General features: G+C 69.5%; 25 protein-coding genes and 2 tRNA genes. 11 read left to right on the top strand and 16 right to left on the bottom strand.

Annotation, left to right across the window (positions count from 1 at the left end; all coding sequences use genetic code 11):
* Window positions 1-39: 39 nt before the first annotated feature.
* The 3 genes from AB0J40_RS21605 to AB0J40_RS21595 all read right to left on the bottom strand — a co-directional run bounded on the left by AB0J40_RS21605 (window position 40) and on the right by AB0J40_RS21595 (window position 2,562).
* Window positions 40-204 carry a hypothetical protein gene (locus AB0J40_RS21605; protein WP_364455792.1) on the bottom strand — a complete coding sequence of 55 codons (165 nt, stop codon included), beginning with the start codon at window positions 202-204 and terminating at the stop codon, window positions 40-42.
* 123 nt (window positions 205-327) lie between these two features.
* Window positions 328-870: a type 1 glutamine amidotransferase domain-containing protein gene (locus tag AB0J40_RS21600; RefSeq protein WP_364455790.1), complete on the bottom strand. Its 543-nt coding sequence runs from the start codon at window positions 868-870 to the stop codon at window positions 328-330.
* A gap of 75 nt (window positions 871-945) precedes the next feature.
* Window positions 946-2,562, bottom strand: coding sequence for a SpoIIE family protein phosphatase (locus tag AB0J40_RS21595; RefSeq protein WP_364455788.1), 1,617 nt, complete (start codon window positions 2,560-2,562; stop codon window positions 946-948).
* A gap of 139 nt (window positions 2,563-2,701) precedes the next feature.
* Here AB0J40_RS21595 and AB0J40_RS21590 point away from each other — a divergent pair, with 139 nt between their 5' ends.
* On the top strand, window positions 2,702-7,366 hold the full coding sequence (locus AB0J40_RS21590; RefSeq protein ID WP_364456280.1) for a HAMP domain-containing protein: 4,665 nt from the start codon (window positions 2,702-2,704) through the stop codon (window positions 7,364-7,366).
* On the opposite strand, the gene AB0J40_RS21585 is transcribed toward AB0J40_RS21590, so the two are convergent.
* A tRNA-Gly gene (locus AB0J40_RS21585) sits at window positions 7,318-7,391 on the bottom strand. The two genes, AB0J40_RS21590 and AB0J40_RS21585, sit on opposite strands and share 49 nt — an antisense overlap.
* Window positions 7,392-7,470: 79 nt before the next feature.
* Between AB0J40_RS21585 and AB0J40_RS21580 the strand changes: the two genes are divergently transcribed.
* Window positions 7,471-7,544 (top strand) — tRNA-Pro (locus tag AB0J40_RS21580).
* Window positions 7,545-7,713: 169 nt separating this feature from the next.
* Here the strand turns inward: AB0J40_RS21580 and AB0J40_RS21575 are convergent.
* Entirely contained in the window at window positions 7,714-8,121 is a 408-nt protein-coding gene (locus tag AB0J40_RS21575) for a hypothetical protein (RefSeq protein WP_364455787.1), read from the bottom strand.
* A 3-nt stretch (window positions 8,122-8,124) separates the two neighbouring features.
* Complete coding sequence (locus AB0J40_RS21570; protein ID WP_364455785.1) at window positions 8,125-8,556, bottom strand: hypothetical protein; 432 nt, start codon at window positions 8,554-8,556, stop codon at window positions 8,125-8,127.
* A gap of 485 nt (window positions 8,557-9,041) precedes the next feature.
* Here AB0J40_RS21570 and AB0J40_RS21565 point away from each other — a divergent pair, with 485 nt between their 5' ends.
* The gene (locus AB0J40_RS21565; protein WP_364455783.1) at window positions 9,042-10,649 is read left to right on the top strand and encodes a protein kinase; all 1,608 of its coding nucleotides are present in this window, start codon (window positions 9,042-9,044) and stop codon (window positions 10,647-10,649) included.
* A gap of 132 nt (window positions 10,650-10,781) precedes the next feature.
* Complete coding sequence (locus AB0J40_RS21560; protein WP_364455781.1) at window positions 10,782-11,780, top strand: SEFIR domain-containing protein; 999 nt, start codon at window positions 10,782-10,784, stop codon at window positions 11,778-11,780.
* A gap of 31 nt (window positions 11,781-11,811) precedes the next feature.
* On the opposite strand, the gene AB0J40_RS21555 is transcribed toward AB0J40_RS21560, so the two are convergent.
* Together AB0J40_RS21555 and AB0J40_RS21550 are read right to left on the bottom strand one after the other, a co-directional pair.
* Window positions 11,812-12,330, bottom strand: coding sequence for a sigma-70 family RNA polymerase sigma factor (locus AB0J40_RS21555; RefSeq protein ID WP_364456278.1), 519 nt, complete (start codon window positions 12,328-12,330; stop codon window positions 11,812-11,814).
* 120 nt (window positions 12,331-12,450) lie between these two features.
* Window positions 12,451-12,957 (bottom strand): hypothetical protein, encoded by a 507-nt coding sequence (locus tag AB0J40_RS21550; protein ID WP_364455779.1) that lies wholly within the window; start codon window positions 12,955-12,957, stop codon window positions 12,451-12,453.
* A 272-nt stretch (window positions 12,958-13,229) separates the two neighbouring features.
* On the opposite strand from AB0J40_RS21550, the gene AB0J40_RS21545 reads away from it, so the two are divergent.
* From AB0J40_RS21545 to AB0J40_RS21525, 5 genes are read left to right on the top strand one after another with little or no spacing between them, the layout of a single operon-like run.
* Window positions 13,230-13,634, top strand: a complete 405-nt coding sequence (locus AB0J40_RS21545) for a YbaB/EbfC family nucleoid-associated protein (RefSeq protein ID WP_364455777.1) — start codon at window positions 13,230-13,232, stop codon at window positions 13,632-13,634.
* Window positions 13,631-13,936 (top strand): hypothetical protein, encoded by a 306-nt coding sequence (locus tag AB0J40_RS21540; protein WP_364455776.1) that lies wholly within the window; start codon window positions 13,631-13,633, stop codon window positions 13,934-13,936. Before AB0J40_RS21545 ends, AB0J40_RS21540 begins: the two co-directional genes overlap by 4 nt.
* Entirely contained in the window at window positions 13,933-14,298 is a 366-nt protein-coding gene (locus AB0J40_RS21535; protein ID WP_364455774.1) for a hypothetical protein, read from the top strand. The genes AB0J40_RS21540 and AB0J40_RS21535 overlap by 4 nt, the downstream gene beginning before the upstream one ends.
* A 2-nt stretch (window positions 14,299-14,300) precedes the next feature.
* A complete protein-coding gene (locus AB0J40_RS21530; RefSeq protein ID WP_364455772.1) occupies window positions 14,301-15,029 on the top strand; it encodes a hypothetical protein in 729 nt (242 codons plus the stop codon).
* Window positions 15,026-15,634, top strand: a complete 609-nt coding sequence (locus AB0J40_RS21525) for a DUF3558 domain-containing protein (RefSeq protein ID WP_364455771.1) — start codon at window positions 15,026-15,028, stop codon at window positions 15,632-15,634. The genes AB0J40_RS21530 and AB0J40_RS21525 overlap by 4 nt, the downstream gene beginning before the upstream one ends.
* A gap of 196 nt (window positions 15,635-15,830) precedes the next feature.
* Here the strand turns inward: AB0J40_RS21525 and AB0J40_RS21520 are convergent, their stop codons facing one another.
* From AB0J40_RS21520 to AB0J40_RS21510, 3 genes are read right to left on the bottom strand one after another with little or no spacing between them, the layout of a single operon-like run.
* Window positions 15,831-16,247 (bottom strand): hypothetical protein, encoded by a 417-nt coding sequence (locus AB0J40_RS21520; RefSeq protein WP_364455769.1) that lies wholly within the window; start codon window positions 16,245-16,247, stop codon window positions 15,831-15,833.
* 59 nt (window positions 16,248-16,306) lie between these two features.
* Window positions 16,307-17,116: a haloalkane dehalogenase gene (locus tag AB0J40_RS21515; protein WP_364455768.1), complete on the bottom strand. Its 810-nt coding sequence runs from the start codon at window positions 17,114-17,116 to the stop codon at window positions 16,307-16,309.
* Window positions 17,113-17,892, bottom strand: coding sequence for an NAD(P)H-binding protein (locus AB0J40_RS21510; protein ID WP_364455766.1), 780 nt, complete (start codon window positions 17,890-17,892; stop codon window positions 17,113-17,115). Before AB0J40_RS21510 ends, AB0J40_RS21515 begins: the two co-directional genes overlap by 4 nt.
* A 48-nt stretch (window positions 17,893-17,940) precedes the next feature.
* Here AB0J40_RS21510 and AB0J40_RS21505 point away from each other — a divergent pair, with 48 nt between their 5' ends.
* Complete coding sequence (locus tag AB0J40_RS21505; protein ID WP_364455764.1) at window positions 17,941-18,318, top strand: helix-turn-helix domain-containing protein; 378 nt, start codon at window positions 17,941-17,943, stop codon at window positions 18,316-18,318.
* Here the strand turns inward: AB0J40_RS21505 and AB0J40_RS21500 are convergent.
* The 3 genes from AB0J40_RS21500 to AB0J40_RS21490 all read right to left on the bottom strand — a co-directional run bounded on the left by AB0J40_RS21500 (window position 18,297) and on the right by AB0J40_RS21490 (window position 21,309).
* Window positions 18,297-19,865 carry a carbohydrate-binding protein gene (locus tag AB0J40_RS21500; RefSeq protein WP_364455762.1) on the bottom strand — a complete coding sequence of 523 codons (1,569 nt, stop codon included), beginning with the start codon at window positions 19,863-19,865 and terminating at the stop codon, window positions 18,297-18,299. The two genes, AB0J40_RS21505 and AB0J40_RS21500, sit on opposite strands and share 22 nt — an antisense overlap.
* Window positions 19,866-19,981: 116 nt before the next feature.
* Window positions 19,982-20,428, bottom strand: a complete 447-nt coding sequence (locus tag AB0J40_RS21495) for a nuclear transport factor 2 family protein (protein WP_364455760.1) — start codon at window positions 20,426-20,428, stop codon at window positions 19,982-19,984.
* Window positions 20,429-20,433: 5 nt separating this feature from the next.
* Window positions 20,434-21,309, bottom strand: a complete 876-nt coding sequence (locus AB0J40_RS21490) for an LLM class F420-dependent oxidoreductase (protein WP_364455759.1) — start codon at window positions 21,307-21,309, stop codon at window positions 20,434-20,436.
* 147 nt (window positions 21,310-21,456) lie between these two features.
* Between AB0J40_RS21490 and AB0J40_RS21485 the strand changes: the two genes are divergently transcribed.
* A complete protein-coding gene (locus AB0J40_RS21485; RefSeq protein WP_364455756.1) occupies window positions 21,457-22,278 on the top strand; it encodes a hypothetical protein in 822 nt (273 codons plus the stop codon).
* Window positions 22,279-22,410: 132 nt separating this feature from the next.
* On the opposite strand, the gene AB0J40_RS21480 is transcribed toward AB0J40_RS21485, so the two are convergent.
* A complete protein-coding gene (locus tag AB0J40_RS21480; protein ID WP_364455754.1) occupies window positions 22,411-23,220 on the bottom strand; it encodes a DNA-formamidopyrimidine glycosylase family protein in 810 nt (269 codons plus the stop codon).
* On the bottom strand, window positions 23,220-23,693 hold the full coding sequence (locus tag AB0J40_RS21475; RefSeq protein WP_247020431.1) for a ribose-5-phosphate isomerase: 474 nt from the start codon (window positions 23,691-23,693) through the stop codon (window positions 23,220-23,222). Before AB0J40_RS21475 ends, AB0J40_RS21480 begins: the two co-directional genes overlap by 1 nt.
* Between the last annotated feature and the right edge of the window lie 7 nt (window positions 23,694-23,700).

The following is a 23,700-nucleotide window of genomic DNA, read 5'->3' as shown; positions in this document are numbered from 1 at the left end:
CCCCGGGACTCCCGGGGAGGCCTTCTTCACGCCGGAGAACTAGCTCTGCGGCTGTTCGACAACGGGTTCGTCGGGCTGCGGCTCGGGCTCCGGCGGAACCTCCGCGGAGTCGGCGCCCCGGGGTGCGGGAACGCCCTGGGCGGCGGCGACCACGTCGAAGTGCTCCCGGCACCAGCGGCCGTACCGGCGGGCCTGCACTGTCATCGCGTCCACCTCCTCTCCACGGGCGATCCTGGTCACACCCTCAGCGTGCTCCGCCGGGGCGCCGAAAGCCAACAGATTTAAGCGGGACTTAACACACGGCCGGGTGAATGTCTACAAAGGACTTCAGCCCGCGAACTCCCGCACGACCGTCCGGCAGAACGCCGGCAGGTCGTCCGGATTGCGGCTGGACACCAAGCCGTTGTCGACCACTACCTCTTCGTCGACGACGGTCGCGCCGGCGTTACGCAGGTCGGTCCGGATACTCGGGTACGACGTCAGCGTGCGGCCACGGACGACATCCGCTTCGACGAGCGTCCACGGACCGTGGCAGATCACCCCGACCGGCTTGCCCGCGCGCACGAAGTCGCCGACGAACTTGACCGCCGCCCCGTCCGTGCGCAGATTGTCCGGGTTCATCGTGCCGCCCGGGAGCAGCAGCGCGTCGAAGTCGCCGACCTCGACGTCGGCCACCTTCCGGTCGACCGGGAACCGGTCGCCCTTGTCGATGTCGCCGTTCATCGCCTGGATCTCGCCGGTGTCCAGGGACACCAGCTCCACCGTCGCGCCCTCGTCGAGCACGGCCTGGCGCGGTTTCTCCAGTTCGACCTGTTCGACGCCGTCCGCGGCCAGGATCGCGACGCGGCGTCCTTGCAGTGCGTTCGCCATGGGAACCCTCCGTCGGGATCAATGCACGAAGGAATTACCCGCTCGAAAACCGGTCAAACCAGGTCCACAATGGACTCAGTCGGTGCACTCCACAGCCAGCACCGCGATGTCGTCGTGGGCCGAGCTCCCCAGCCAGTCGCGCACCGCCTGACGCAGCCGCCGCACCACCTCGCGGGCCGGCTGCCCCGCCGCGGCGGCCAGCACCCCGCGCAGCCGGTCGTCGCCGAACAGCTCCGTCGGGTCGTGGCGGTTGCGGGCCTCGGTGATGCCGTCGGTGTACAGGAGGCAGACGTCGCCACGCTCGAGCCGCACCTGTGCTTCGGCGAACCGGGCCTGCGGCGAGATGCCGACCAGCGTCCCCGGGACGGTGACCTCTTCGACGTGCCCGGCCCCGCGCACGATCAGCGGCGCCGGGTGGCCGCCGGAGGCCAGCGTCAGGTCGACACCGCCTTCGGACGGCCGGGCCGAGCCCAGCACCAGCGTCGCGAACCGGCTGCTGCCGCCGGCGATGAGCAGCTCGTTGAGCAGCCGCAGCAGCGTCCGGCCGTCGCGCTCGACCATGGCGAGCGCGGTCAGCGCGTGCCGGACCCGCCCGGTCAGCGCGGCGGCTTCGGCGCCCTTGCCGCAGATGTCGCCGAGGACGAGGAACGCGCTGCCGTCGTCGTGGGCGAGGACGTCGAAGAAGTCGCCGCCGACCGCGAGCACCCCGCCGGCCGGCTCGTACCAGGTCTCGAAGCGGGCGCCGTCCAGCTCGGGCGGGTCGACCGGGCGCAGCGTGGTCTCCAGGCCGCGCGTGGCCTCCTCCTGGCGGGCGTAGCGCTGCGCGTTGACCAGCGCCGTCCCGGCGGCCTTGGCGAACTCCACCACGGCGCGGTCCTGTTCGGCGCCGAAGTCCGGGTCGGCGCGGCGGCCCAGCAGCAGCGCGCCGGTGACGCCGGCGCCGGCGCTCGGGCCCAGCGACACGACCGCGACCTCGGCGTGCCCGGCGAACCGGTCGGCCACGACCGGGGGCAGGGTCGCGACCTCCGGCGCGGGGACCGGCGCGAGCTCCGGCCGGCCGGTGGCGGCGAACGTCGCCGCCAGCACCGGGGCGACCTGCGCCGGGACGCGGCGGATCCGGCCGTGGCCGTGCGCCGACGGGCGCTCGCAGCTCCACCACTCCCACCGGCCGCGGGTGGTCGGCAGCAGCACGAAGACGGTCTCGGCCAGCGCGGACGCGGCCAGTTCGGCGATCACCCGCGCGGTGCCGTGCCGCCCGCGGGCGGCGGCCAGCCGGGGACCGGCCTCGGCGAGGAAGTCGCCGACGTGCCGCTGCGGGACGTCCTCGGCGGGCACGGTCCAGGAGTGCCAGCCGCCGGGCAGGGCCCGGATCCGGGCGGGACGACGATTACCCGCCACTTCGACGTGGCCCACCACAGTCTTTCCGGGGGTCCGGGTGGCGGAGCCCCCGGCTTGGGGCGAAGCCCCGGATGTCGCAGTCTCCGCAACGGGGTGCAGCCGCGGCTCGGCGCCGCCGGTCAGCGTCCGCGCGGCCGGGTTCGCCCAGCGCAGCGCGCCCTCGGCGTCGGTGAGGAACACCGCGTCCCGCACGTCTTCGAGCACGGCGCGCCCGAAGGCGTCGAAGCCCGGCGGCGCGTCCTCACCGGTCATCGGTGGCAGGGCCGCCGACGCCGGGGCCGGACGTGACACCATGCACGGACCTCCTGCCTCCGGACTGCTATCGCACGGCTACCGCGTGAGCGGGCGGACTGGCTCGAAGTGTAGGGCGAATCATGACACGCTGGGTCGTGGACCATGGCTGGCGCATGCGTGGTGGAGAGGGTCGGCACACATGACAACGGAATCCCAGAGCGAGGCGGCGGCGCTGGAGCGGCTGCTCGTGGCGGTGCGGGATCTCGGGGACGGCAACTTCCGCCGGCGGCTCGTCCCGCACGGCGACGGCATCTCGGCGCAGCTCGCGGTCGCGTTCAACGACATCGCCGAACGCAACCAGCGGCTGGTCAGCGAGCTGCTGCGGGTGCGCGCGGCCGTCGGCCAGGACGGCAGGCTCAGCGAACGGCTGGAAACCGAGGTCGGTCCCGGTGGCTGGAACACGGCCGTCGAGAGCGTGAACGGCCTGATCGAGGACCTCACCCGGCCCACCATCGAACTGGACCGGGTGCTCGGCGCGGTCGCCGAGGGCGATCTCTCCCAGCCCATGACCCTGACCCTGGACGGCCGTCCGCTTCAAGGCGCGTACGCGACACTGGCCAAGACGGTCAACGGCCTCATCGCGCAGCTGTCGCGCTTCGCCGCCGAAGTGACGAGGCTCTCCCGCGAAATCGCGGGTGAGGGACGTCTCGGCGGTCAGGCGGTCGTCCCGGGCGTGTCCGGTACCTGGCGCGACCTGACCGACTCGGTCAACTTCATGGCCGACAACCTGACCGAGCAGGTCCGCAACATCGCGCAGGTGACCACCGCCGTCGCGCGCGGCGACCTGACCCAGAAGATCAACGTCGACGCCCGCGGCGAGATCCTCGAGCTCAAGAACACCATCAACACGATGGTCGACCAGCTCTCGGCGTTCGCCGACGAGGTCACCCGCGTCTCCCGCGAGGTCGGCTCCGACGGCAAGCTCGGCGGCCAGGCCCAGGTCCCCGGCGTCGCCGGCACCTGGCGCGACCTCACCGACTCGGTCAACCTGATGGCCGACAACCTCACCGACCAGGTCCGCGGGATCTCGCAGGTGGCGACCGCGGTGGCCAACGGCGACCTGACGAAGAAGATCGACGTCGACGCCCGCGGCGAGATCCTGCAGCTGAAGAACACGCTGAACACGATGGTCGACCAGCTCTCGGCGTTCGCCGGCGAAGTGACCCGCGTGGCGCGCGAGGTCGGCAGCGAGGGCAAGCTGGGCGGGCAGGCCGAGGTGGCCGGCGCGGCCGGGACGTGGCGCAGCCTCACCGACTCGGTCAACCAGATGGCCGACAACCTCACCGACCAGGTCCGCAACATCTCGCACGTGACCACGGCCGTGGCGAAGGGCGACCTGACGCAGAAGATCACCGTCGACGCGCGCGGCGAGTTCTTCGAGCTCAAGACGACGATGAACACGATGGTGGATCAGCTGTCCGCGTTCGCGGACGAGGTCACCCGAGTGGCGCGCGAAGTCGGCACCGAGGGTCAGCTCGGCGGCCAGGCGCAGGTCCCGGGCGTCGCCGGCACCTGGCGCGACCTCACCGGGTCCGTGAACTTCATGGCGAACAACCTGACCACCCAGGTCCGCAACATCGCCCAGGTCGCGACCGCCGTCGCGCGCGGCGACCTGACCCAGAAGATCGCGGTGGACGCGCGCGGCGAGATCCTGGAGCTGAAGGACACCCTCAACACGATGGTGGATCAGCTGTCCGCGTTCGCGGACGAGGTCACCCGAGTGGCGCGCGAAGTCGGTACCGAGGGCAAGCTCGGCGGCCAGGCCACCGTGCCCGGCGTCGCCGGGACCTGGAAGGACCTCACCGACAACGTCAACTCGATGGCGAACAACCTGACCGACCAGGTCCGGAACATCGCCCAGGTCACGGCGGCGGTCGCGCAGGGCGACCTGACGCAGAAGATCACCGTCGACGCGCGCGGCGAGATCCTGGAGCTCAAGACCACGCTGAACACGATGGTGGATCAGCTGTCCGCGTTCGCGGACGAAGTCACCCGAGTGGCGCGCGAGGTCGGCACCGAAGGCATCCTCGGCGGCCAGGCGCGCGTCCGCGGCGTCGCGGGCACGTGGAAGGACCTGACCGACAACGTCAACGTCATGGCCGACAACCTGACCGACCAGGTGCGCAACATCGCCACCGTGGCGAGCGCGGTGGCCAACGGCGACCTGTCGAAGAAGATCCGGATCGAGGCCCAGGGCGAGGTCGCGGCGCTGGCCGAGACGCTGAACGGGATGGTCGAGACGCTGCGCGCGTTCGCCGACGAGGTCACCCGTGTCGCCCGCGAGGTCGGCACCGAAGGCATCCTCGGCGGCCAGGCCCGGGTGCCGGGTGTCGCCGGGACCTGGAAGGACCTGACCGAGAACGTCAACTTCATGGCGCACAACCTGACCAGCCAGGTGCGCAACATCTCGCAGGTCACCACCGCCGTCGCGAAGGGCGATCTGACCAAGAAGATCGACGTCGACGCCCGCGGCGAGATCCTCGAGCTCAAGACGACGATGAACACGATGGTCGACCAGCTCTCGGCGTTCGCCTCCGAGGTCACGCGCGTCGCACGCGAGGTCGGTACCGAGGGCAAGCTGGGCGGCCAGGCCGAGGTCGACGGCGTGTCGGGCACCTGGCAGCGGCTCACCGAGAGCGTGAACCAGCTGGCCGGGAACCTGACCACCCAGGTCCGCGCGATCGCCCAGGTCGCGACCGCGGTGACGGCGGGCGACCTGACCCGGCACATCACGGTCGACGCGTCCGGCGAGGTCGCCGACCTCAAGGACAACATCAACCAGATGATCGCGAACCTCAAGGAGACGACGAGGACCAACCGCGAGCAGGACTGGCTGAAGACGAACCTCGCGCAGCTGTCGGGCCGGATGCAGGGGCACCGCGACCTGGCGTCGGTCGCGGCGCTGATCCTGTCCGAGCTGGCACCGCTGGTCCGGGCGCAGCAGGGCGCGTTCTTCCTGGCCCGCGACGACGACCGCGACGGCACGGTGCTCGAGTGCATCGCCGCGTACGGGCTCGCCCAGTCCCGCGCCGGCCTGCGGTTCGCGCTCGGCGAGTCGCTGATCGGGCAGGCCGCGGTCGACCACCGCACGATCCTGGTCCGGGACGCGCCGCCGGAGTACGCGCTGGTGTCGTCCGGGCTCGGCTCGGCCGCGCCGGTGAACCTCATCGTGCTGCCGGTGCTGTTCCAGGGCGAGGTGCTCGGCGTGCTGGAGCTGGCCTCGGTCAACGAGTTCAGCACGGTCCACCAGGACCTGCTGGAGCAGCTGCGGCACACCATCGGCGTCAACGTGAACACGATCCTGTCGAACTCCCGGACCGAAGCGCTGCTGACGGAGTCGCAGCGGCTGGCCCAGGAGCTGCGGGCGCGGTCGGAGCAGTTGCAGGCCCAGCAGGGCGAGCTGCGGCGGTCCAACACCGAGCTGGCCGAGAAGGCGGCGCTGCTGGCGCAGCAGAACCGCGACATCGAGGTCAAGAACAGCGAGATCGAGCAGGCGCGCCAGGAGCTGGAGGAGCGCGCCGGGCAGCTGACGGTGGCGTCGCAGTACAAGACCGAGTTCATGGCGAACATGTCGCACGAGCTGCGGACGCCGTTGAACAGCGCGTTGATCCTGGCGAAGCTGCTGTCGGAGAACCCGGAAGGGAACCTGACCGAGAAGCAGATCCAGTTCGCGAAGACGATCTACGCGGCCGGGTCGGACCTGCAGCAGCTGATCAACGACATCCTCGACCTGGCGAAGGTCGAAGCGGGCCGGCTCGACCTGCAGATGTCCGACATCACGCTGCCGGAGCTGGTGGACTACGTCGAGTCGCTGTGCCGCCCGCTGACGGCGGACAAGGGCCTGGAGTTCGCGGTCCACATCGACCCGCCGGTGCCGGGCAGCGTCCACACCGACGAGCACCGGCTCCAGCAGATCCTGCGGAACCTGCTGTCGAACGCGGCGAAGTTCACCGACGAGGGCGGGGTGCGGCTCCACATCCGGGCGGCGGACCCGGCGGAGGTGGAGCAGGAGGCGCTGAAGAACGCGCCGGGCATCATCGCGTTCGCGGTCGAGGACACCGGCATCGGCATCCCCGAGGAGAAGCTGGCGGTCATCTTCGAGGCGTTCCGCCAGGCGGACGGCACGACGAGCCGCAAGTACGGCGGCACGGGCCTGGGCCTCAACATCAGCCAGCAGCTGACGGAGCTGCTCGGGGGCGAGCTGCGCGTGGTCAGCGAACCGGGCGTGGGCTCGACGTTCACGCTGTACCTCCCGGTGGCGGCGGCCAACCTGGTCGACCCGGCGGTGACGGCGCTGTCGTCACCCCGCTTGCCGGCGGTGCCCAGCACGGTCCTGGTGGCGGCACCGGACGTGACGCCGAAGCGCTTCCACGGCGAGAAGGTCCTGATCGTCGACGACGACCTGCGCAACGTGTTCGCGCTGGCCGCGGTCCTGGAGCAGGCGGGCCTGGAGGTGATCTACGCGGAGACGGGCGTGGACGGAATCCGGGCCCTGGAACGGCACGAGGACACGGCCCTGGTGTTGATGGACGTGATGATGCCGGAGCTCGACGGCAACGCGACGATCGCGGCGATCAGGGCGGAAGCGACCAACGCGGACCTGCCGGTGATCGCGGTCACAGCGAAGGCAACCCCGGAGGACCGCGCCCGGACACTGGCCAGCGGAGCGGACGACTACATCACGAAGCCGGTCGACACGGACAAGCTACTGGACGTGATCGCGGCGTCCTTGGAGGCGGACGCCGCGTCCTACGGTGGAGCGGGTGACGGGAATCGAACCCGCGTAGCTAGTTTGGAAGACTAGGGCTCTACCATTGAGCTACACCCGCGTGCCCCCGAGGTACCCCGGGTGCATGGCTAGTTTAGCGGGACCCGCTAGGCTGATCACACACCCCCCTGGGGGTGTCACGGGATGTGGCGCAGCTTGGTAGCGCATCCGCTTTGGGAGCGGAGGGTCGCAGGTTCAAATCCTGTCATCCCGACCGGACGGGCTGGGCCTGCGGGTTCAGCCCCTTTCGTGCCGTCCGATGGGGATTCCCCGCGCACACCACGGACGGTCCGGAATGCAAGGTGCCGGCAGCCAACCGATACCTGATCAGTCGCCTCGCCCGCAAGCAAGCCTCCAGGCCTCGCCAGTTCCGGGCGCAGCCGTTATCGCTCGCCGCCGGACCGCGGACCGTAGGAGACCCGCATCCGCACGTCGCGTTCCAGCTGTCGGAGCGCAGCTTCGAGCCCGGGTGCCACGGGCAGCCGGCCACGGCCGAGCAGCACCACGCCGTCGTTCTCGACGCGCCTGGCGACGGCGAACAGGCCGAACCCGCGCTCCATCGAGCTAGGCACCGGCATCACGGACACCAACACGGCGTCGTCACTCCGCTCGAGCACCCGCACGCCGGCCAGAGCACCGAGCGCGACCACGAAGTCGGCGTGCGCGCCCGGCCCGGCCAGCTGGCTGACCACCGAGGCGCCGGGCACGAATCCGGTGAGTGAACAGGTGGTCATCGCCGACCACAGGTAGACACCCGCCACGGCCACGAGCACGACGATCAGCACGGTCACGGCTCAGCCCGCCACACACGCGGTCGCGTCCAGCCGCTGGACGTGCGTCAGGAAGGCGTTCATCCGCCAACGCAGGGTGTAGGCCTTGGTCGCGCCGCCCAGTACTTTCTTGGAATAGCGCGTGACCATGAGGTTCGCGACCGACCGGCCGCCGTTCTCCACGACGTTCAGCGCGATCTGCTGCCGAATCCCGGCGAGCAGGGTGGACTGGGCAACCATCGGGTTCCCGTCGTCCACAATAGACCATCCGTGACCGGCCACTTTCTCGGCGAAGATGCCCCGCAACTGCTCTGCACTCAGGTTCGTCTCGACCCGGCGCGGCCGGAATCCATGGGTCTTGAAGGCGTTGTACCCGATGTAGAGGCCGATGAGGACGACCAGTGCGATGATCCCCAGTACGACGTTCCCACCCTCGGCTCCTGTGGCGATTTCCATTTTTGCTCCCAAGTTCTCGGACAACCAACCGGAGCAATCGAGACGCTGGCCAGCAACGTTGCAAGCTGATGGTTCTTGTCCAGGAATTGTCCGTTAACCAGAAACCGATCTCTCAACTTATCGGGGTGGCCGGCACCGAACTACTGGTCAAATTCTTGACATTTCTCTGCGCTCCGCGGAAAGCGGTAGCAAAACCGCGTCGCGTGCCGATCCACCGACCGTACTGCGGCCGAGCACCTTGACCCAACCTCTTGATCACCCATTGAACGACGCCACCGGAGTCCCCCGATGACGGATCCAGATCCCGGTCTGCCCGCCAGCCCCGGACGGCGCGGAGGCGGACCCGGAACCGGGCACCTCGCACCAGCCGAACTCGCGGACGCCAAGGCATAGGCCGCGAAGCGGGTCGTGCGGGCACCCAGACCGTTCGCCCATCCCCTATTCATCGTCGAACGGCTGATCTGGCCGGGCCGCAAGAAAGGCGAATGACCATGGACCGTCCGCTGGCCGACCGCTACCACCTCGGTGCTCTCCTCGGCCGAGGACCACTCGGCGAAGTCGTCGCCGGCACCGGCCCAGGCGGCCGCGAATACGCCATCAAACTCCTCGACCCGGGCTTGACCGGAAACCGGGAAACCCTGGACCGCTTCTTGCGGGCGCAGGCACCGCTGGTGGGACTGACACACGAGCACCTGGTCACTCTGCACGACCTCGTAGTCGATGCCGGCGTGGTCGCACTGGTCGTGGACCGGGTGCCGGGCGGTTCGCTGCGCGACCGGCTCGGCGCTTCGGGCACGCTGCTGCCCGCGGAGATCGCGCGGATCGGCGCCGGTGTCGCTGCGGCCCTGCACGTGGTCCACGAACTCGGGGTGGTGCACGGCGACGTCAAGCCGTCCAACGTGCTGATGGACGACACCGCCTCGGTCCGGGTCCCGAAGCTGACCGACACCGGCCTCGCGCTCCTCGCCCCGCAGCAGACGCACACGTCGCTGGCGACCGCGTCGAAGTACGCGGCGCCCGAGGTCGTGCGCGGGGAGGAAGCGGGCCCGGCAAGCGATCTCTACTCACTGGGGGTCGTCCTCTATGAGCTCTACTGCGGGGTCGCCCCGTTCGCCGGCGGGTTCGTCCGCGACGCCGGCGAAGGCCCGGGACGGCCTGGGGAGATCCCGGGCCCGTTGTGGGACTTGATCCGCCTGCTCCTGGCCGTCGAGCCGGCGTTGCGGCCGCCGGCGGACCGGATCGCGGCCGCGCTCACCGCGATGTTGCCGGACCTCGTCGGGACGCCGGTCGGGCAGCGGCTCGACCGGCCTCCGCCCACCGAACCCGCGCAGCGGCAACGTACTTCGACAATCCCACCCGCATTCCCGATCGGAGACGCGATGTTCGGCGAACAGTTGTACAGTCCACCCCCGAAGAAGCGGAAGAAGTGGATTCCGGTCACCATGGCCGCGACGGTCCTCGCCGCCGCCGGCGTCACGACAGTAGCGCTGGTCAGTTCCGGGAGTTCTCCCGCGGCCGCGCCCGCCACACCGGTGACCGTGACGGCCGCGCCGGGCACCGCCACGGTGACGGCGTCCGCGCCGTCCGGCGCCGCCGCCGCAGCGACCACGGCTCCGACCGCGGCGGGCTCGGACGCGACCGTCGAGCAGTACCTGTCCGAGCTGAAGCCAGTGCAAGGCGCGTTCTCCAACAACCACGAGACCGGCAACGTAGCGGGCAAGGCATATCTGCACACCGTCGCCGCATCGGTCTACGAATGCTCCGAAGCGGACTTCGTCGAGTACAACGTCTCGAAGGGCTATCGGAAGTTCGTCGCCTCCGCGGGGCTGGATGACAACTCGTCGGATTCGGCGCTGAAGGTACAGCTGGAAGTCTTCGGTGACGGCAAGAAGCTGATCTCGACGACGCTCGAGATCAACAAGCTGACTCCGATCGACCTCGACGTGACCCAGGTGCTGCGGCTCAAGATCGGCTGGCAGCCGGTCAAGACCGGGCAGACCTGCGGACCATCCGACAACTACTTGAACCTGGGCGAGGCGATGCTGCTCGGCGTGCCGGGCGAGGTGCCGACGTCACCGATCCCGACCAGCTGATTCCCGGCCGCGGACGAATCGCGGAGCCGGCTGCACCGGTGCTGCGGCACGCGGACGTGACGTCCGGCTGTGTAACAGGGATCCGCGACTCACCGACTCTGGTGTCGCCCACGATTGGACGGAGGAAAACCGGTGTCGAGCCGCCCTCGGGTCTTCATTTCGTACTCCCACGACGACGAAGACCACAAGACACTCGTGCGCCGATTCGCCGAGTTCCTCCACAAACACGTCGGCCTCGAAGTGCACCTCGACCAATGGGCCGATGGCGCCCGGATCGACTGGTCGAAATGGGCGCTGCGGCAACTCAAGGCCGCCGACTACACCCTCGCGATCGCGTCGCCGGTGTACCGGCGGCGCACCGACGGCGAAGAACCACCGCACATCGGCCGGGGTTCGCAGTTCGAGGGCGCGGTGTTGCGAGACCAGCTGACCGGGAACGTCGACGAGTACACGGCGCGGATACTGCCGGTCGTACTCCCCGGGCGTTCCATCGAGGAAATCCCGCAGTTCCTCAACCCGCATTCGACGACGCACTACGTGGTCCGCCGATTTTCGGTCACCGACGACGGGGTGCAGAGTCTCGTCCGCGCCATCGCCCAGCGGCCCGAGAACCCCGGCCCCGCCGAGGAACCCGGTGTCTTCATCGGCGGGGCGTTCACGCCCTTCCCGGCCCACCGGAAACTCCTGCTCACCACCGAACTCAAGCCAGTGTCGAAAGGGCCGGACGTCCAGCTCTCGGCGGTCCGGATCGATGGCGTCCACTACGGAAACGGCATCGCCTACCGCTGCTCGATGTTCTGCAGCGAACCTCGAGGCGTCGTCGAATACGACCTCGGGCGGCGGTATCGCGCGTTCGAAACCACGGTGGGCGTGCTCGACGACGCGACGGACGCCGGCCAGACAGGCCACTTCGAGGTGTTCCTCGACAGCGTTGCGCAGCCGGGAGCCGCGGTGAAACTTGGCTCACCGGCCACGCTCACGCTCGACGTCTCCGAAGTGCTCCGGCTCCGGCTCGTCGCCTACCGGACCGACACCACGGCGCACCCGATGCTCGCAGGCGCCCGCATCGCCGGCGGGCTTTCGAATGGTCTGCCCGAACTCGGCTGGGGCAACCCGGCGCTGTACACCTGAGCACTGCGCTGGTGGACGAACGTGACCGGGCTCAGGCGGCGGGTTCGTCCATGACCGTGCGCAGGATGCGCATCGCGGCGTGCAGGCGGGACTTCACGGTGCCGACCGGGACGCCCGGCCGAGACGCTGCCTCCGGGGCGGTACGACCGTGCAGGAACACTTCGGCAATCGCGGCCCGGTACTTCGGGCTCAGGCCGGCGACCGCTTCACGGACCAGGATGGCCGATACCGTCGCATCCGCGTGGTCAGGGACGCCGATGAACTGCAACGGCGTGTCGGGGGTCTCCCGGCGCCGCGCCTGGCGGCTGCGCCAGCGGTCCACAGCGATGCGGCGGGCCACGGCCAACAGCCACGCACGTGGCGAGGTCGCGGACCGGACCGTGTCCGCGCTGTGCCACGCGCGAAGCATGGTCTCCTGCACGATGTCCTCCGCCGCGCACCTGTCGCCGTCGACGAGTGCCATCGCGAACCTCACCAGGGCTGTCTCGTGCTCTTCGTAGAGCGCGTCGAGGAATTCTCGGTTCCGGGGTTGGGGTCGTTTGCCGGTCATGGTCACCACCGCAAGGGCCGGTTGACCCGTTCTCTGTCGGCGTGAACGGTCTGACCTGGGGGTTGTTGTCCGGTTGTTGCGTGGTGCGCAGCCGGTTGACGGGCCGGGCAGACCCGGATTTCAGGGACAGAGCTGCTGTCGGGCCGTGTCGGGGAGGTGGTGCTCCCACTCCTGAGCAGCCATCGGTGCGCTGTCGGTCGCACAGATTAGGTGGGCGACCTGGTCGGGATCCACGTCGCCGACCACGGTGGCGTTGGCCGTGCCGACCGCCACGGTGTGGCCGTCGGGTCCGACGGCCAGGGTCGAGAGCCCGGTGAGCGTGGTGCTGCTGAACATCGCCGCTTGCTGTCGTGCGTAGGGCGGGTCGTGCAGGTCCCACAGCATGAGGCTGCCGTCCTGACCGGCGCTCAGCAGTGTCGAGCCGCCGGTGAACCGGATGGCTTGCACGGTGGCCGAGTGTCCCGTGATCGGCGGCCCGATCGCCGTCGGCTGACCGGTGCGGGTGACTTCCCAGAGCCGGATGGTCTTGTCCGCGCCGGCGGTGGCGAGCAGCCTGCTCTGCTCGGTCGCGAACGGGACACCGGTTCGGAATTGATTCGCAAACGGCGTGGTGACCGAACTCGCCACACTCGCCGTCCGTCGTGAGACGCGGGAGGTGTGCGTTATGGAAAGCCACTGAAACCCGTCTGCGAACAGGAAAGAGACGATGAGACCGCGGCAGCCGATCGGGGCGGGCCGCTACCCCCGGACGATGCTCACGACTGGCGTGACCTACGCCCCTCCTTCACGGTTCGCCCTTGCGCCGCCGCACAGCCGCAGTAAGGTGCACGCCGGGCACGTTCTGTCATATCGACAGGACCTGGAGTAGGGGGAACCATGCTTGACGTCGTGGCTCTGTCATGAGCGCACCACACCGCGACCTGCGGCTCATGCAAGAGCAAGCCGGCGAACTCGACGCACGACTGGCCGCCACCCGGCACACTGCGCGCTCCGGCGACCAGCTGGTCAAAGCGACGGTCACCGGCCAGGAAAAGCTCCTCGAACTGCGGATCGATGACCGAGCCCTGCACGGCGCTCACGTCCAGAATCTCGGGTTGAGCATCGTCGAAGCCGTCCGCAACGCCCGCGGCGCCGCGCGGGCGTCGTCGCTGCCGCACCTCAACGCCCTCTTCGGCAAACAACCGCCGCCGATCGCCGCACCGGAACCGGCCCGGCGCGAAGCCGCGCGAGACGACGAAGAGAACTTCGAGGAACTCGACTTCCTCACCGACGACGAACCGGAAACCGGAGGTGGTCGCTGGTGAACAGCGAAGAACGGCTCTACCACCTCGCGAAAGAGATCGACGCACGCGTGGCTGCCGTCGAGCAGGCCGCGAAGACCGGGGAAAGCCTGCCGCTGGTCCTGGACATCGGTGCCGGCCTCGGCACGGTCACCGTCGACGGACTGGGCGGCCTCGTTTCCGTCGACCTCGCCCGGGACGCCGTCGCCGCACAGACCGGCGCCAGCCTCGCCGGACACGTCCTGCGCGCGATCACCGACGCCGAATCCGCGGCTGCGACACGGCGCACGAGCATGCTCGACGACGCGGCACGGGAGACTCGATGAGCAGCGGCAACTTCAACCCCTACGGCAACGCCGCCGCCGGCTCAGGCTTCGAGGTCTACCCCGAAGCGTTGCGCAAAGCCACCGATGACGTCTACGCCGCCCGCGACAAGGTCGCCACCTTCGGCAGTCAGGACCTGGCCCACATCGTCCTGCGCGACGACGACGTCGGCATGCTCGGTGTCATGGCGAACATCGTGCACACCTTCAACCAGACTGTTGCGCAGATGCGGGACAAAACCGACAAGGGCGCGATGCAGCTCGAGCGCCTCGCGGAAGCTCTCGACAAGGCCGCCGACTACTACGAGACCCAGGACGAAGCGGACTTCAAGCGGCTGCGCGATCAGGAAAAGGGGCTGAACTGACCATGATGGCACCACCTGTCGCCCCGCCCGATCCTCGAGCGCAACCGCAGCCCTACCCCGAGGACGCCGACGCGAAGATCCGGCAGATCGCCCAGCTCTTCGGCCAGGACAACGTCCTGCGGCTGCTGAGCGACGTCCGCAACCGCCTGCTCGGCAACGCGCTGCAAGTCCAGTCCATGGCGATGGACTTCGCGCAGAAGAAAAACCTCGGCGACGCCGGCGACGACATCGCCCAAGCTGTCCTGGCCGTGGCCGGCACGTGGAGCGGACGCGGTGCGGCGCAGTTCACCGGCTACGCCGAGCTGGTCGGCAAGGCGCTCGAGGGCCAGCAGGAAGTCGTGGCGAGCATGTCCGGGATCCTCGCCGAGATCGCCGGCTGCGTCATCGACACCTACGCCAAAGCGATCGAGTTCATCGGCAACTGCGCCGTCGAACTGGGCAAGGTCGGCTACAAGACGATCATCGCGATCGCGACGGCGGAGATCCCCATCCTCGACGTCATCACCTCCAAGGAAGTGGTCGACACCGTCGCCGACGCGCTGTTCGACCTCGTCAAATCGGTCAGCGACCTGTTCGCGGAGGCCCAGAAGACGCTGGGAGGCTTCCAAAAGCAGGCCATCGCCCTGGTGCAGGGCAACACCAACTTCCCGGACATGCCACCGATGCCGGGCAACTCCGGCATCGACGACCAGCGGCAGTGGCGCATCGACCCCTCGGCGGCGCCGGCATGAGGGCATCAGTGATCGCGTGCACGACGCTGCTGGCGGCGAGCCTGCTGGCCGGCTGCGGACCGTCCACACCGGAACGACTGCTCTCCCAGCCGCCGGCGCCGGCGCAGACCGGCGCTCCCCTGCCACTGGACCAGGTCGACGACCCCGTCGACTTGGCTAAGTTCGACTCCGACCCGTGCGGCCTGCTGACCAAGGAACAGGCCGCGGCCGTGGTGTCCGACCCACCGAACGGGATGCAGCCGTCGCGGCGGACCACCCTCCCCGCGTTCGGGTGCGCCTGGCCGAATCCGGCCGGCGCTCTGCTGGTCGCGTTGAAGCCCGTCCAGAGCCCGAAAACGCTCACCGAGCTCTCAACGTCGCCGCTGAAGAAGAACGGCGAACTGGAGCCGTGGACGGAGACGTCGATCAGCGGTCTTCCCGCCGTCGTCTACCACGAACTCAGAGCCCCCGGCGAGTGCTCGGTATCGGTCGAAGTCACCGCGGACCAGATGCTGACCTTCGAGATCGAGGGCAAGGACCTTCGCAACAACTACTGGGACACCGACCGCTGCGGCGGTGTCGCGAAGATGGCCGAGTTCGTGATCGGCAACCTGCGGCAACACTGACCGCGCAGGGGACATCCGCCTGTTTTGGACAGTGGCCTCTGCCGGTCAGACCGGGCCCGGGTGTGCGCGGCTGGGTCAAAATGACCCTTGCCCGTCCGCGGCCGTGCGGGCGGAGACCGTGCGGATTCGGAGGCTCTCATGACGAAGGGGACCTCTCGACGGCTCGCGCCGAGGAGGCCCCCTCCGGGTGGTGGTGCTAGTCGCGGATGTCGTTCCACTGGCCGCCGCAGCCGTACTCGCCGCCCGTGCCCATTACGCAGACCTGGGTTCTGATGCGGTTTATTCCGCCCACCAGGTTCGGGTCGCCGATCGTGAAGCTATCGCCCGGCTCGTACACTATTTCGGAATCCACCTTCGTGGTGCCCGCGAATGCGTCGAAATGCGCCGTCGCGTAGTAGCCGGGCGCCACCAAATTGACGGAAACCACCGCCGTTCGGTTGCCCCACGTGATGTCGCCTTCGGCGTAGACGATGCAAGAACCCCCGTCCCAGCAGACTTTGAAGTGATCGGGCGCCCACGCTGTCGTGGCGCCGGCCGATCCCTGGCCGGCGAACACCGTGCCGGTCAACACCAGCACCATGGCGAGCAGAATTCTTCCCAGAGCGGTCTTCATGAGTTTCTCCCCGAGGACGTCCTGCATTCGGACATTCGGAGAATAACAGAGGATCGCATTTATCGGGACTGTTGATTCCTCGGCTGCCCGAAGCTGTCCGACAGCCAGCTCCTCAGCGTCGAGGCGATCAGCTCCGGCTGCTCCTCCGGCGTGTGGTGACCCGCCGCCACCTGATGGTGGATCACCTCCAAAGACGCGAAGTTCGACGACATCCACTCGATCATCGGTGGCGTCAGCATCGTGTCCGGGCCCGGGTCGAACGTCATCAGCAGCTTCGGGACCTCCGGCGATGACGCCAGCCACGCGTCGAACTCCTCGATGCTCGCCACCACCTCGGGCGGCGAGCCGCCCAGCGGCATCGAACGGGCCCAGCGCAGCAACGGGATCCGGGACTCCGGTGTCGGGTACATGCCTTCGTACTCCGGTGGGAGCGATTTCAGGAACATGTCGATCACCGGGTCGCCCGCTCCGGGGGTCTTGAGCGCGCGGAACACCTCCGCTCCCGCCGGCGGGAACTCCTCCCACGTCATCGGCTTCAGGACCGCCTCCGTGAACGCCAGCCCGCGCACCCTCGAAGGGTGTCGCGACGCCCAGTCCGCCGCCAGCGCCCCTCCCCAGTCGTGGCCCACCAGGACGACGTCGTCGAGGGACAGGGCGTCGAACCACTCGTCCAAGTAGCGCGCGTGGTCGTCGAACGAGTACTCGATCGGCGGCCGCGGTGAGGCGCCCATGCCGATCAGGTCCGGGGCCAGCCTGCGTCCCGGTACCGAGGGAATCACGTTGCGCCACAGCTGCGACGACGTCGGGTTGCCGTGCAGGAACACCACCGGCGCGCCCTCGCCGAGGTCCACATAGGACAATGTGGTCACTTGAACGCCACCACGTTGCGCGCCGCCCACTCCGCGAACGGACGCGGCGGGCGGCCCAGCACCCGTGAGACGTCCGGGCTCACCCGCTGCTCCGCCGGCGTCGGCGTGCCCAGAATGTCCAGCGTTGCCTCCGCCACCTCGGGTGGCATGAACGCCCGGAACGAAGCGAACGCTTCCGCACGCGTCTGCGAGACGAACCGCACCGGCTCCCCCAGCGCCTCGCCGATCGCCGCCGCCTGGTCGCGCGGTGAGATCGGCGCCGGGCCCGTCAGTTCGTACGTGCGGCCTGCGTGGGAGGCGTCCATCAACACCGCCGCTGCCACCGCCGCGATGTCCGACGGGTCGATCACCGGCAGGCCGACGTCGCCGAACGGGGCCGCCAACGAGCGGGAAGCGCGGACGCTTTCCGCCCACTGCAACGCGTTCGACGCGAACCCGCCCGGCCGCAGGATCGTCCACTCCAGACCCGAACCGCGTACCGCCTCCTCGAAGAACGCCGGGTGACGGCCCGTTCCGACGCCCTGCGACGACAACAGCACCACCCGCGCTCCGCCGGCCTGCTCCAGCACCGGCGAAAGGGGTCCCTGGAAACCCGGCGGCAGCAGCAGGAACACCGCCGAAGCCCCCGAGAACGCCGAACGCAACGACGCCGCGTCCGACAAGTCGGCCGAAACCGGCCCACGGCGGGACACCGCCCGCACCTCTTCACCCGCCGCCGTCAGTGCCTCCACCAACGGCCGTCCGACATTGCCCGTAGCTCCTGTAACAACGATCATGCCGACGACGCTACATTCCGGCGTATAGTAGGTACCTAGAGGAAAGTAATGGCTGGAGGCCCGAAAGTGACCGGAACCACACCCGAGCTGGCCTGTCCGATCGCCCCCGTGGTCGACATCGTCTTCAGCCGGTGGACGACGCCGATCCTGTGGACGCTCAACGAATACGGGTGCCAGCGGTTCGTCGAACTCCAGCACCGCATCGGCACGATCACCCCGAAGGTGCTCACCCAGCGGCTGCGGCAGATGGAACGCGACGGACTGATCACCCGGACCTACCACGCCGAGGTGCCGCCGCGCGTGGAGTACGAGATCAGCGAGCTGGGCCGCAGCCTCGGCCCGCTGTTCGCGACCCTGGCCGAGTGGTCACCGAACCTCGACAAGGTCGAGGCGGCCCGGATCGCCTACGACGCCAAGTCCAGGTAGTCCAGGTTCGCCGGGCCGTCGGCCGTCGTCGCCGTCACCCTCACCGTGTGCGAGCCCGCGGTCAGCGCCGAAGACCGAGTCACCGTGCTCCACGTCGTCCACGCGCCCGTCGGCGGGAACTGCACCCCCGTGGCCACCACCGTGCCGTCGATCGTGATGTCCACCGGGCGCGCCGCCGTCGTGCCGTTCGCGTAGCCGAACGTCAGCGCCGACGCCGGCCCCGTCACCTGCCACTCGACGTAGCTGCCGACCGCGTTGGCGCCGTTCGCGAAGCCCGTTCCCGAGAAGCCCGCGTGGTTCGAGTCCACCGTGCCGCCCGCCGACAGCGAAGCCGACTCGGCCTCGTACCGCGTCGAACCACCGGCGCGGGACACGCGGTACAGCACCGTCGCGTGCGAGGGCACCGATGCGCTGATCGTCCCCGACGTCGTGCGGACCGCCTTGCTCCACAAGTCCTTCAGCGTGTACGACGCCGCGCTGCCGATGCCCGTCGCCGAGGCCGAAGTGCTGATCGTCGCCGTCGCCGCCGTCTCGTTGGACAGCGCCACCGCGCGGTCGCCGTTCGCGAGCACCTTGCTGTAGACGACCAGGCCGCCGTTCGCGCTGAGCACCGTCGCCTGCTTGCCCAGCGGGTCCTGGTCGAGCGCGATCACGTCGGTGTTCTTCAGGATCGAAAAGCTGTCGTCGGACACCTTGCGCAGGTCGCTGCCGATCAGCAGCGGCGCGGCCATCATCGCCCAGAGGCTGAAGTGCGTGCGGTACTCGGCCGCGGTCATGCCGCCGTTGCCGACCTCCAGCATGTCCGGGTCGTTCCAGTGGCCGGGGCCGGCGTACTGCGCGAGACCGCGATTCGTCTGAGCTTTGCCGATCATGCTCGACCACTTGTCGGAGATGTCCCCGGTGGTGCGCCACAGGTTCCCCACCGGCGCGGCCCAGGTCCACGGCTTGTTCTGGCCCCATTCGCAGATCGAGTACGCGATCGGGCGGCCGGACTTCGCGAGCGCGTCCCGCATCGCCTTGTACCGCTGCTGCGCGTCGACGCCCTGGTTGTTGCAGTTGTCGTACTTCAGGTAGTCGACCCCCCAGGAGGCGAAGAGGTTCGCGTCCTCCTGCTCGTGCCCGAGCGCGCCGGGGAAGCCCGCCTTGTTGCACGTGTGCGTGCCGGCGCTGGTGTAGATGCCGAACTTCAGGCCCTTCCCGTGCACGTAGTCGGCCAGCGCCTTGATGCCGTGCGGGAAGCGGGCCGGGTCCGGGACGAGGTCGCCCTTCGCGTCGCGGTCCGGCAGCGCCCAGCAGTCGTCGATGTTGACGTAGGTGTAGCCGGCGTCCTTGAGCCCCTTGCTCACGAAGATGTCGGCGATGCCGCGGATCATCGTCTCGTTGAAGTCCGCCTTGCACTGTGTCGAGTTCCAGTTGTTGAACCCCATCGGCGGGGTGCGCAGGAGCCCGTTTTCCAGTGCGGAAGCCGGGGTCTGGCTCAGGACGGTGCCGCTGGCCGCGAGCGCGAACGCGGCCGCCGCGACCGCCGTGCGCCGGAGGAAGGACATGCTTGCTCCCTGGTGGAGACATCGGAGGTCTACACCAGTTAGTAAAGGGTCCTGCCTAACCGAAGGTCAAGAGATCATGTATCAGATATGAAATTCGGGTGCCGCTGGCCGGGACGCTATTCCGCCACCTGCCGGGCGGTCGCCATCGCGCGTTCGGTCTCCCAGAACGCCCGCATCGACGTGATCAGCCCGTCCTCGCCGACGCGGTAGACGAACACCCCGTCGGTGTCGACGCGGTAGCCGCCCGGCAGGTACGTCGTGATCGTGCCGACGTTGGCGCACTCGTCGCCCACCGCGTGCGAGTCGCGGATGGTGAACTGGAAGCGCTCGACGTTGGCGATCGTCTTGTCCCAGAACGCGCTGATCCCGTCGCGGCCGTGGTGCCCCTTGCCCTCTTCGTCGAAGAACGACGGCCCGACGGGGTCCTCGACGACCGCGTCGCCGGCGAAAAGGTCCAGCCAGGCCTCCTTGTCCCCCGCCGTCACCGCGGTCATCGACGCGAACGCCGCGCGCCGCGCCGGCGGCTGTTCCGCCGCCGTGTCCCAGCTGACCTGCACGCCCATGCCCGTCACTCCTCGAACTTCGCGATGATCTCGGCGCCGAACTTGCGGATGGACTCGAGCTTCGGCTCGATCGGGGCGTCGAACCCGACGCCGTCGAACACCCACGGCATCGTGATGACGTCGGTGACGCCCGCCTCGGCCTGCTCGCGGTAGCCGTCGAGGCCGAACTTGTCGATGCAGACGGCCTGGTACTCGAACGGGTCGTCGGCGCGGCCGCGCTCGGCCAGCAGCTCCTTCAGCCGCGCGATGGTGTCGCGCAGCTCTTCCAGCTTCATCATCGCCGAGGACCAGCCGTCGGCGACGCGGGCCGCGCGCTTCAGCGCGACCTCGGTGTGGCCGCCGATGTAGAACGGCACCCGCGACGGCGGCGCCGGGCTCATCTGGATCTTGTCGAAGTCGTAGAACTCGCCGTGGTACTCGACCATCCCGCCGCCGAGGATCAGCCGCAGGACGTCGATGGCCTCGTCGACGCGCTTGCCGCGCCGCTCGAACGGGACGCCGCAGTACTCGAACTCCTGCGGCAGCCAGCCGACGCCGAGCCCGAGGCCGAACCGGCCGCCGGTGAGCACGCTCGCCGAGCCGACCTGGCGCGCCAGCAGCACCGGGTTGCGCGAGCCGAGCTTGAGCACGGACGTGTAGAAGTGGATCCGGCTGGTCACCGCGCCCATCGCCGCCGTCGCGACGAGCGGGTCCACCCAGGGGGTGTCCGCGGTCCAGAACCGGCTGCCGTCCGGGGTGTACGGGTAGTCCGTGTCCACCGTTTCGGCGTAGAAGAGCGAGTCCGGCAGGGCGATGGAGGCGAAGCCGGCCTCTTCGGCGGCCCGGGCGAGCTCGCCCAGCTGATCGAGGGGGTTCATCGCGATCGACAGGGTGAACTTCATGGTGTCGAACTATAACGTGTTCTAGTTTCTTCGGCCAGCTCTCACGGTGTGCCGGGTCACGCGCCGGGAACCCTCCGCGTAGCGTCCGCGTTGTCCGAATCAAAGGTGACTTCCGGTCACCGAGCCCCGAACTTCTGGGAGTGGTCCATGGGCACCGCGATCTTCCTGATCGTGCTCGTCGTCGTGATCGTCGGTGGCGGCCTCTATTTCTCGCGGCAACGCGCCGCCGCCCGGCAGCGGGAGCTCGACGACGCCAAGGCCGACGCCCGGCGCCTGGTCGAGCGGCTCGGCGGCCAGGTCCTCAACCTCAACGGCAACGACACCGCGTCGATGCAGGCGATGGCCGACGCGAGCGAGCGCTACAACGCCGCCGGCTCGCAGCTGGAGCAGGCGCGCACGATCGAGCAGGCCCGGCTGGTCAAGGACACGGCCGTCGAAGGCCTCTACTACGTCCGCGCCGCGCGGGTCGCGATGGGCATGGACCCGGGCCCGCAGCTGCCGGAGGAGGCCGAGCGCGAGCGTGCCGGCAAGGTGACCGAGCGCCGGGACGTCGACGTCGAGGGGCAGCACTACGCCGCCTCGCCGGAGGCCGGGCAGGACACGCCGTACTACTACCCGGGCGGCCGCGTGGCCGGGCGGCCGGTGCCGCAGGGCTGGTACAGCGAGCCGTGGTGGAAGCCCGCGCTCGTCGCCGGTGCCTGGGGTCTCGGGTCGATGTTCCTGTTCAGCGCGATGTTCTCCGGCATGAGCGGCATCGCGAGCGCGTCGGCCTGGGAGTCGGGCTACGACGCGGGCCAGCAGGACGCGCTCGAGTCCGGCGACATGGGCGGCGACGGCGGTGACTTCGGCGGCGACGGCGGAGGCGACTTCGGCGGCGGCGACATGGGCGGCGGCGACTGGGGCGGCGGCGGTTTCGACGGCGGCGGCTTCGATGGTGGCGGCTTCGACGGCGGCGGTTTCGACTTCTGACACCCGGCTTCAAGCGCCCCAATGTGGCCTTCGGTGCGTTGAATCAGCACTGCGGCGCGGAGCGCCTCCGTTGAGGGTGGTGGTGGGGGCATCGGTGGAGCAACCAAGGCCACATTGGGGCGCTTTGGTCGGTCAGGCGGGCTGGCAGGTGGGGCACCAGTACAAGTTGCGGCCCACCAGCTCCGAGTTCGCCACCGGCGTCCCGCACACCAGGCACGGCTCGCCCGCGCGGCGGTAGACGTAGACCTCGCCGCCGTGGCGGTCGACCCGGGCCGCGCGGCCCATCGCCTCCGGCAGGTGCTCGGGCCGGACCGTGTCGATGCGGCCGACGCGGACGCCGTCGCGCATCAGGGCCACCAGGTCGGCCCACATGTCTTCCCACAGCGCCCGGTCCAGCGCGCGGCCCGGCGTCAGCGGGGCGACGCCGTGGCGGAACAGCACCTCGGCGCGGTACACGTTGCCGACGCCGGCCAGCACCGCCTGGTCCATCAGCAGCGCCGCGATCGACGTCTTCGAACGTGAGATGCGCTGCCACGCCAGGTCGGGCTTCGCGTCGCGGCGCAGCGGGTCCGGGCCGAGGCGGGCCTTGATCGCGTCGGCCTGGTCCGGCGAAAGCAGCTCGCACTTCGTGGGCCCGCGCAGGTCCGTCCAGTGCGTCCGGCCGGCCAGCCGCAGCCGGACCTGCCCCACCGGCTCCGGCGCGGGCAGCGGGGACTCGCCGAACGTGCCGTAGAGGCCCAGGTGGATGTGCACGATCCCGGCCGGGCCGTAGTCGTGGAAGAGGTGCTTGCCGTACGCCTCGGCGCCGGCGAACACCCGACCGTCCAAACGGGACGCCTCGGCGGCGAACCGGCCCTGCGGGCTGCTCACCGCGACCGGGGCGCCGGCGTACCGGCGCTTGTGCAGCCGCGCGAGCCGGTGGAGCGTGTGCCCCTCGGGCATCAGGCCTCCGGCAGCGCCGGCGGCGTCCCGGTGCGCTCGTAGTCCAGCAGCTGCTGCACGCGGCGGGCGTGCCGCTCCTCCGGCGAGACCTCGGTCGCCAGGAAGGCTTCGACGATCTCGGTGGCCTCGTCGGCGGTGTGCATCCGGGCGCCGACGCCGATCAGCTGGGCGTGGTTGTGCTCCCGGCACAGCTTCGCCGTCTCGACGCTCCACGCGAGGCCGGCGCGGGCGCCGGGGACCTTGTTGGCGGCGATCTGCTCGCCGTTGCCCGAGCCGCCGACCACGATGCCGCGGCTGCCCTCGTCGGCCACGACGCGCAGCGCCGTCTCGACGCAGAAGGCCGGGTAGTCGTCGGCCGCGTCGTAGACGTGCGGACCGATGTCGGTGACCTCGTGGCCCTGCTTCTCCAGGTGAGCCACCAGGTGGTTCTTCAGCTCGAAGCCGGCATGGTCGGATCCCAAGTAGACACGCACGGCTGGA

Source organism: Amycolatopsis sp. NPDC049691, from assembly GCF_040675005.1.
In the GTDB taxonomy this organism is placed as follows: Bacteria; Actinomycetota; Actinomycetes; order Mycobacteriales; family Pseudonocardiaceae; genus Amycolatopsis.
The sequence above is the reverse complement of the archived record's forward strand: the minus strand, read 5'-3'. Positions and strand labels throughout refer to the sequence as shown.

Coding starts and splice junctions, on each gene's coding strand:
- AB0J40_RS21605 (WP_364455792.1), bottom strand. CDS start 204: ATGACAGTGCAGGCCCGCCGGTACGGCCGCTGGTGCCGGGAGCACTTC.
- AB0J40_RS21600 (WP_364455790.1), bottom strand. CDS start 870: ATGGCGAACGCACTGCAAGGACGCCGCGTCGCGATCCTGGCCGCGGAC.
- AB0J40_RS21595 (WP_364455788.1), bottom strand. CDS start 2,562: ATGGTGTCACGTCCGGCCCCGGCGTCGGCGGCCCTGCCACCGATGACC.
- AB0J40_RS21590 (WP_364456280.1), top strand. CDS start 2,702: ATGACAACGGAATCCCAGAGCGAGGCGGCGGCGCTGGAGCGGCTGCTC.
- AB0J40_RS21570 (WP_364455785.1), bottom strand. CDS start 8,556: ATGGAAATCGCCACAGGAGCCGAGGGTGGGAACGTCGTACTGGGGATC.
- AB0J40_RS21565 (WP_364455783.1), top strand. CDS start 9,042: ATGACCATGGACCGTCCGCTGGCCGACCGCTACCACCTCGGTGCTCTC.
- AB0J40_RS21555 (WP_364456278.1), bottom strand. CDS start 12,330: ATGACCGGCAAACGACCCCAACCCCGGAACCGAGAATTCCTCGACGCG.
- AB0J40_RS21545 (WP_364455777.1), top strand. CDS start 13,230: ATGAGCGCACCACACCGCGACCTGCGGCTCATGCAAGAGCAAGCCGGC.
- AB0J40_RS21535 (WP_364455774.1), top strand. CDS start 13,933: ATGAGCAGCGGCAACTTCAACCCCTACGGCAACGCCGCCGCCGGCTCA.
- AB0J40_RS21530 (WP_364455772.1), top strand. CDS start 14,301: ATGATGGCACCACCTGTCGCCCCGCCCGATCCTCGAGCGCAACCGCAG.
- AB0J40_RS21525 (WP_364455771.1), top strand. CDS start 15,026: ATGAGGGCATCAGTGATCGCGTGCACGACGCTGCTGGCGGCGAGCCTG.
- AB0J40_RS21520 (WP_364455769.1), bottom strand. CDS start 16,247: ATGAAGACCGCTCTGGGAAGAATTCTGCTCGCCATGGTGCTGGTGTTG.
- AB0J40_RS21510 (WP_364455766.1), bottom strand. CDS start 17,892: ATGATCGTTGTTACAGGAGCTACGGGCAATGTCGGACGGCCGTTGGTG.
- AB0J40_RS21505 (WP_364455764.1), top strand. CDS start 17,941: ATGGCTGGAGGCCCGAAAGTGACCGGAACCACACCCGAGCTGGCCTGT.
- AB0J40_RS21500 (WP_364455762.1), bottom strand. CDS start 19,865: ATGTCCTTCCTCCGGCGCACGGCGGTCGCGGCGGCCGCGTTCGCGCTC.
- AB0J40_RS21495 (WP_364455760.1), bottom strand. CDS start 20,428: ATGGGCGTGCAGGTCAGCTGGGACACGGCGGCGGAACAGCCGCCGGCG.
- AB0J40_RS21490 (WP_364455759.1), bottom strand. CDS start 21,309: ATGAAGTTCACCCTGTCGATCGCGATGAACCCCCTCGATCAGCTGGGC.
- AB0J40_RS21485 (WP_364455756.1), top strand. CDS start 21,457: ATGGGCACCGCGATCTTCCTGATCGTGCTCGTCGTCGTGATCGTCGGT.
- AB0J40_RS21480 (WP_364455754.1), bottom strand. CDS start 23,220: ATGCCCGAGGGGCACACGCTCCACCGGCTCGCGCGGCTGCACAAGCGC.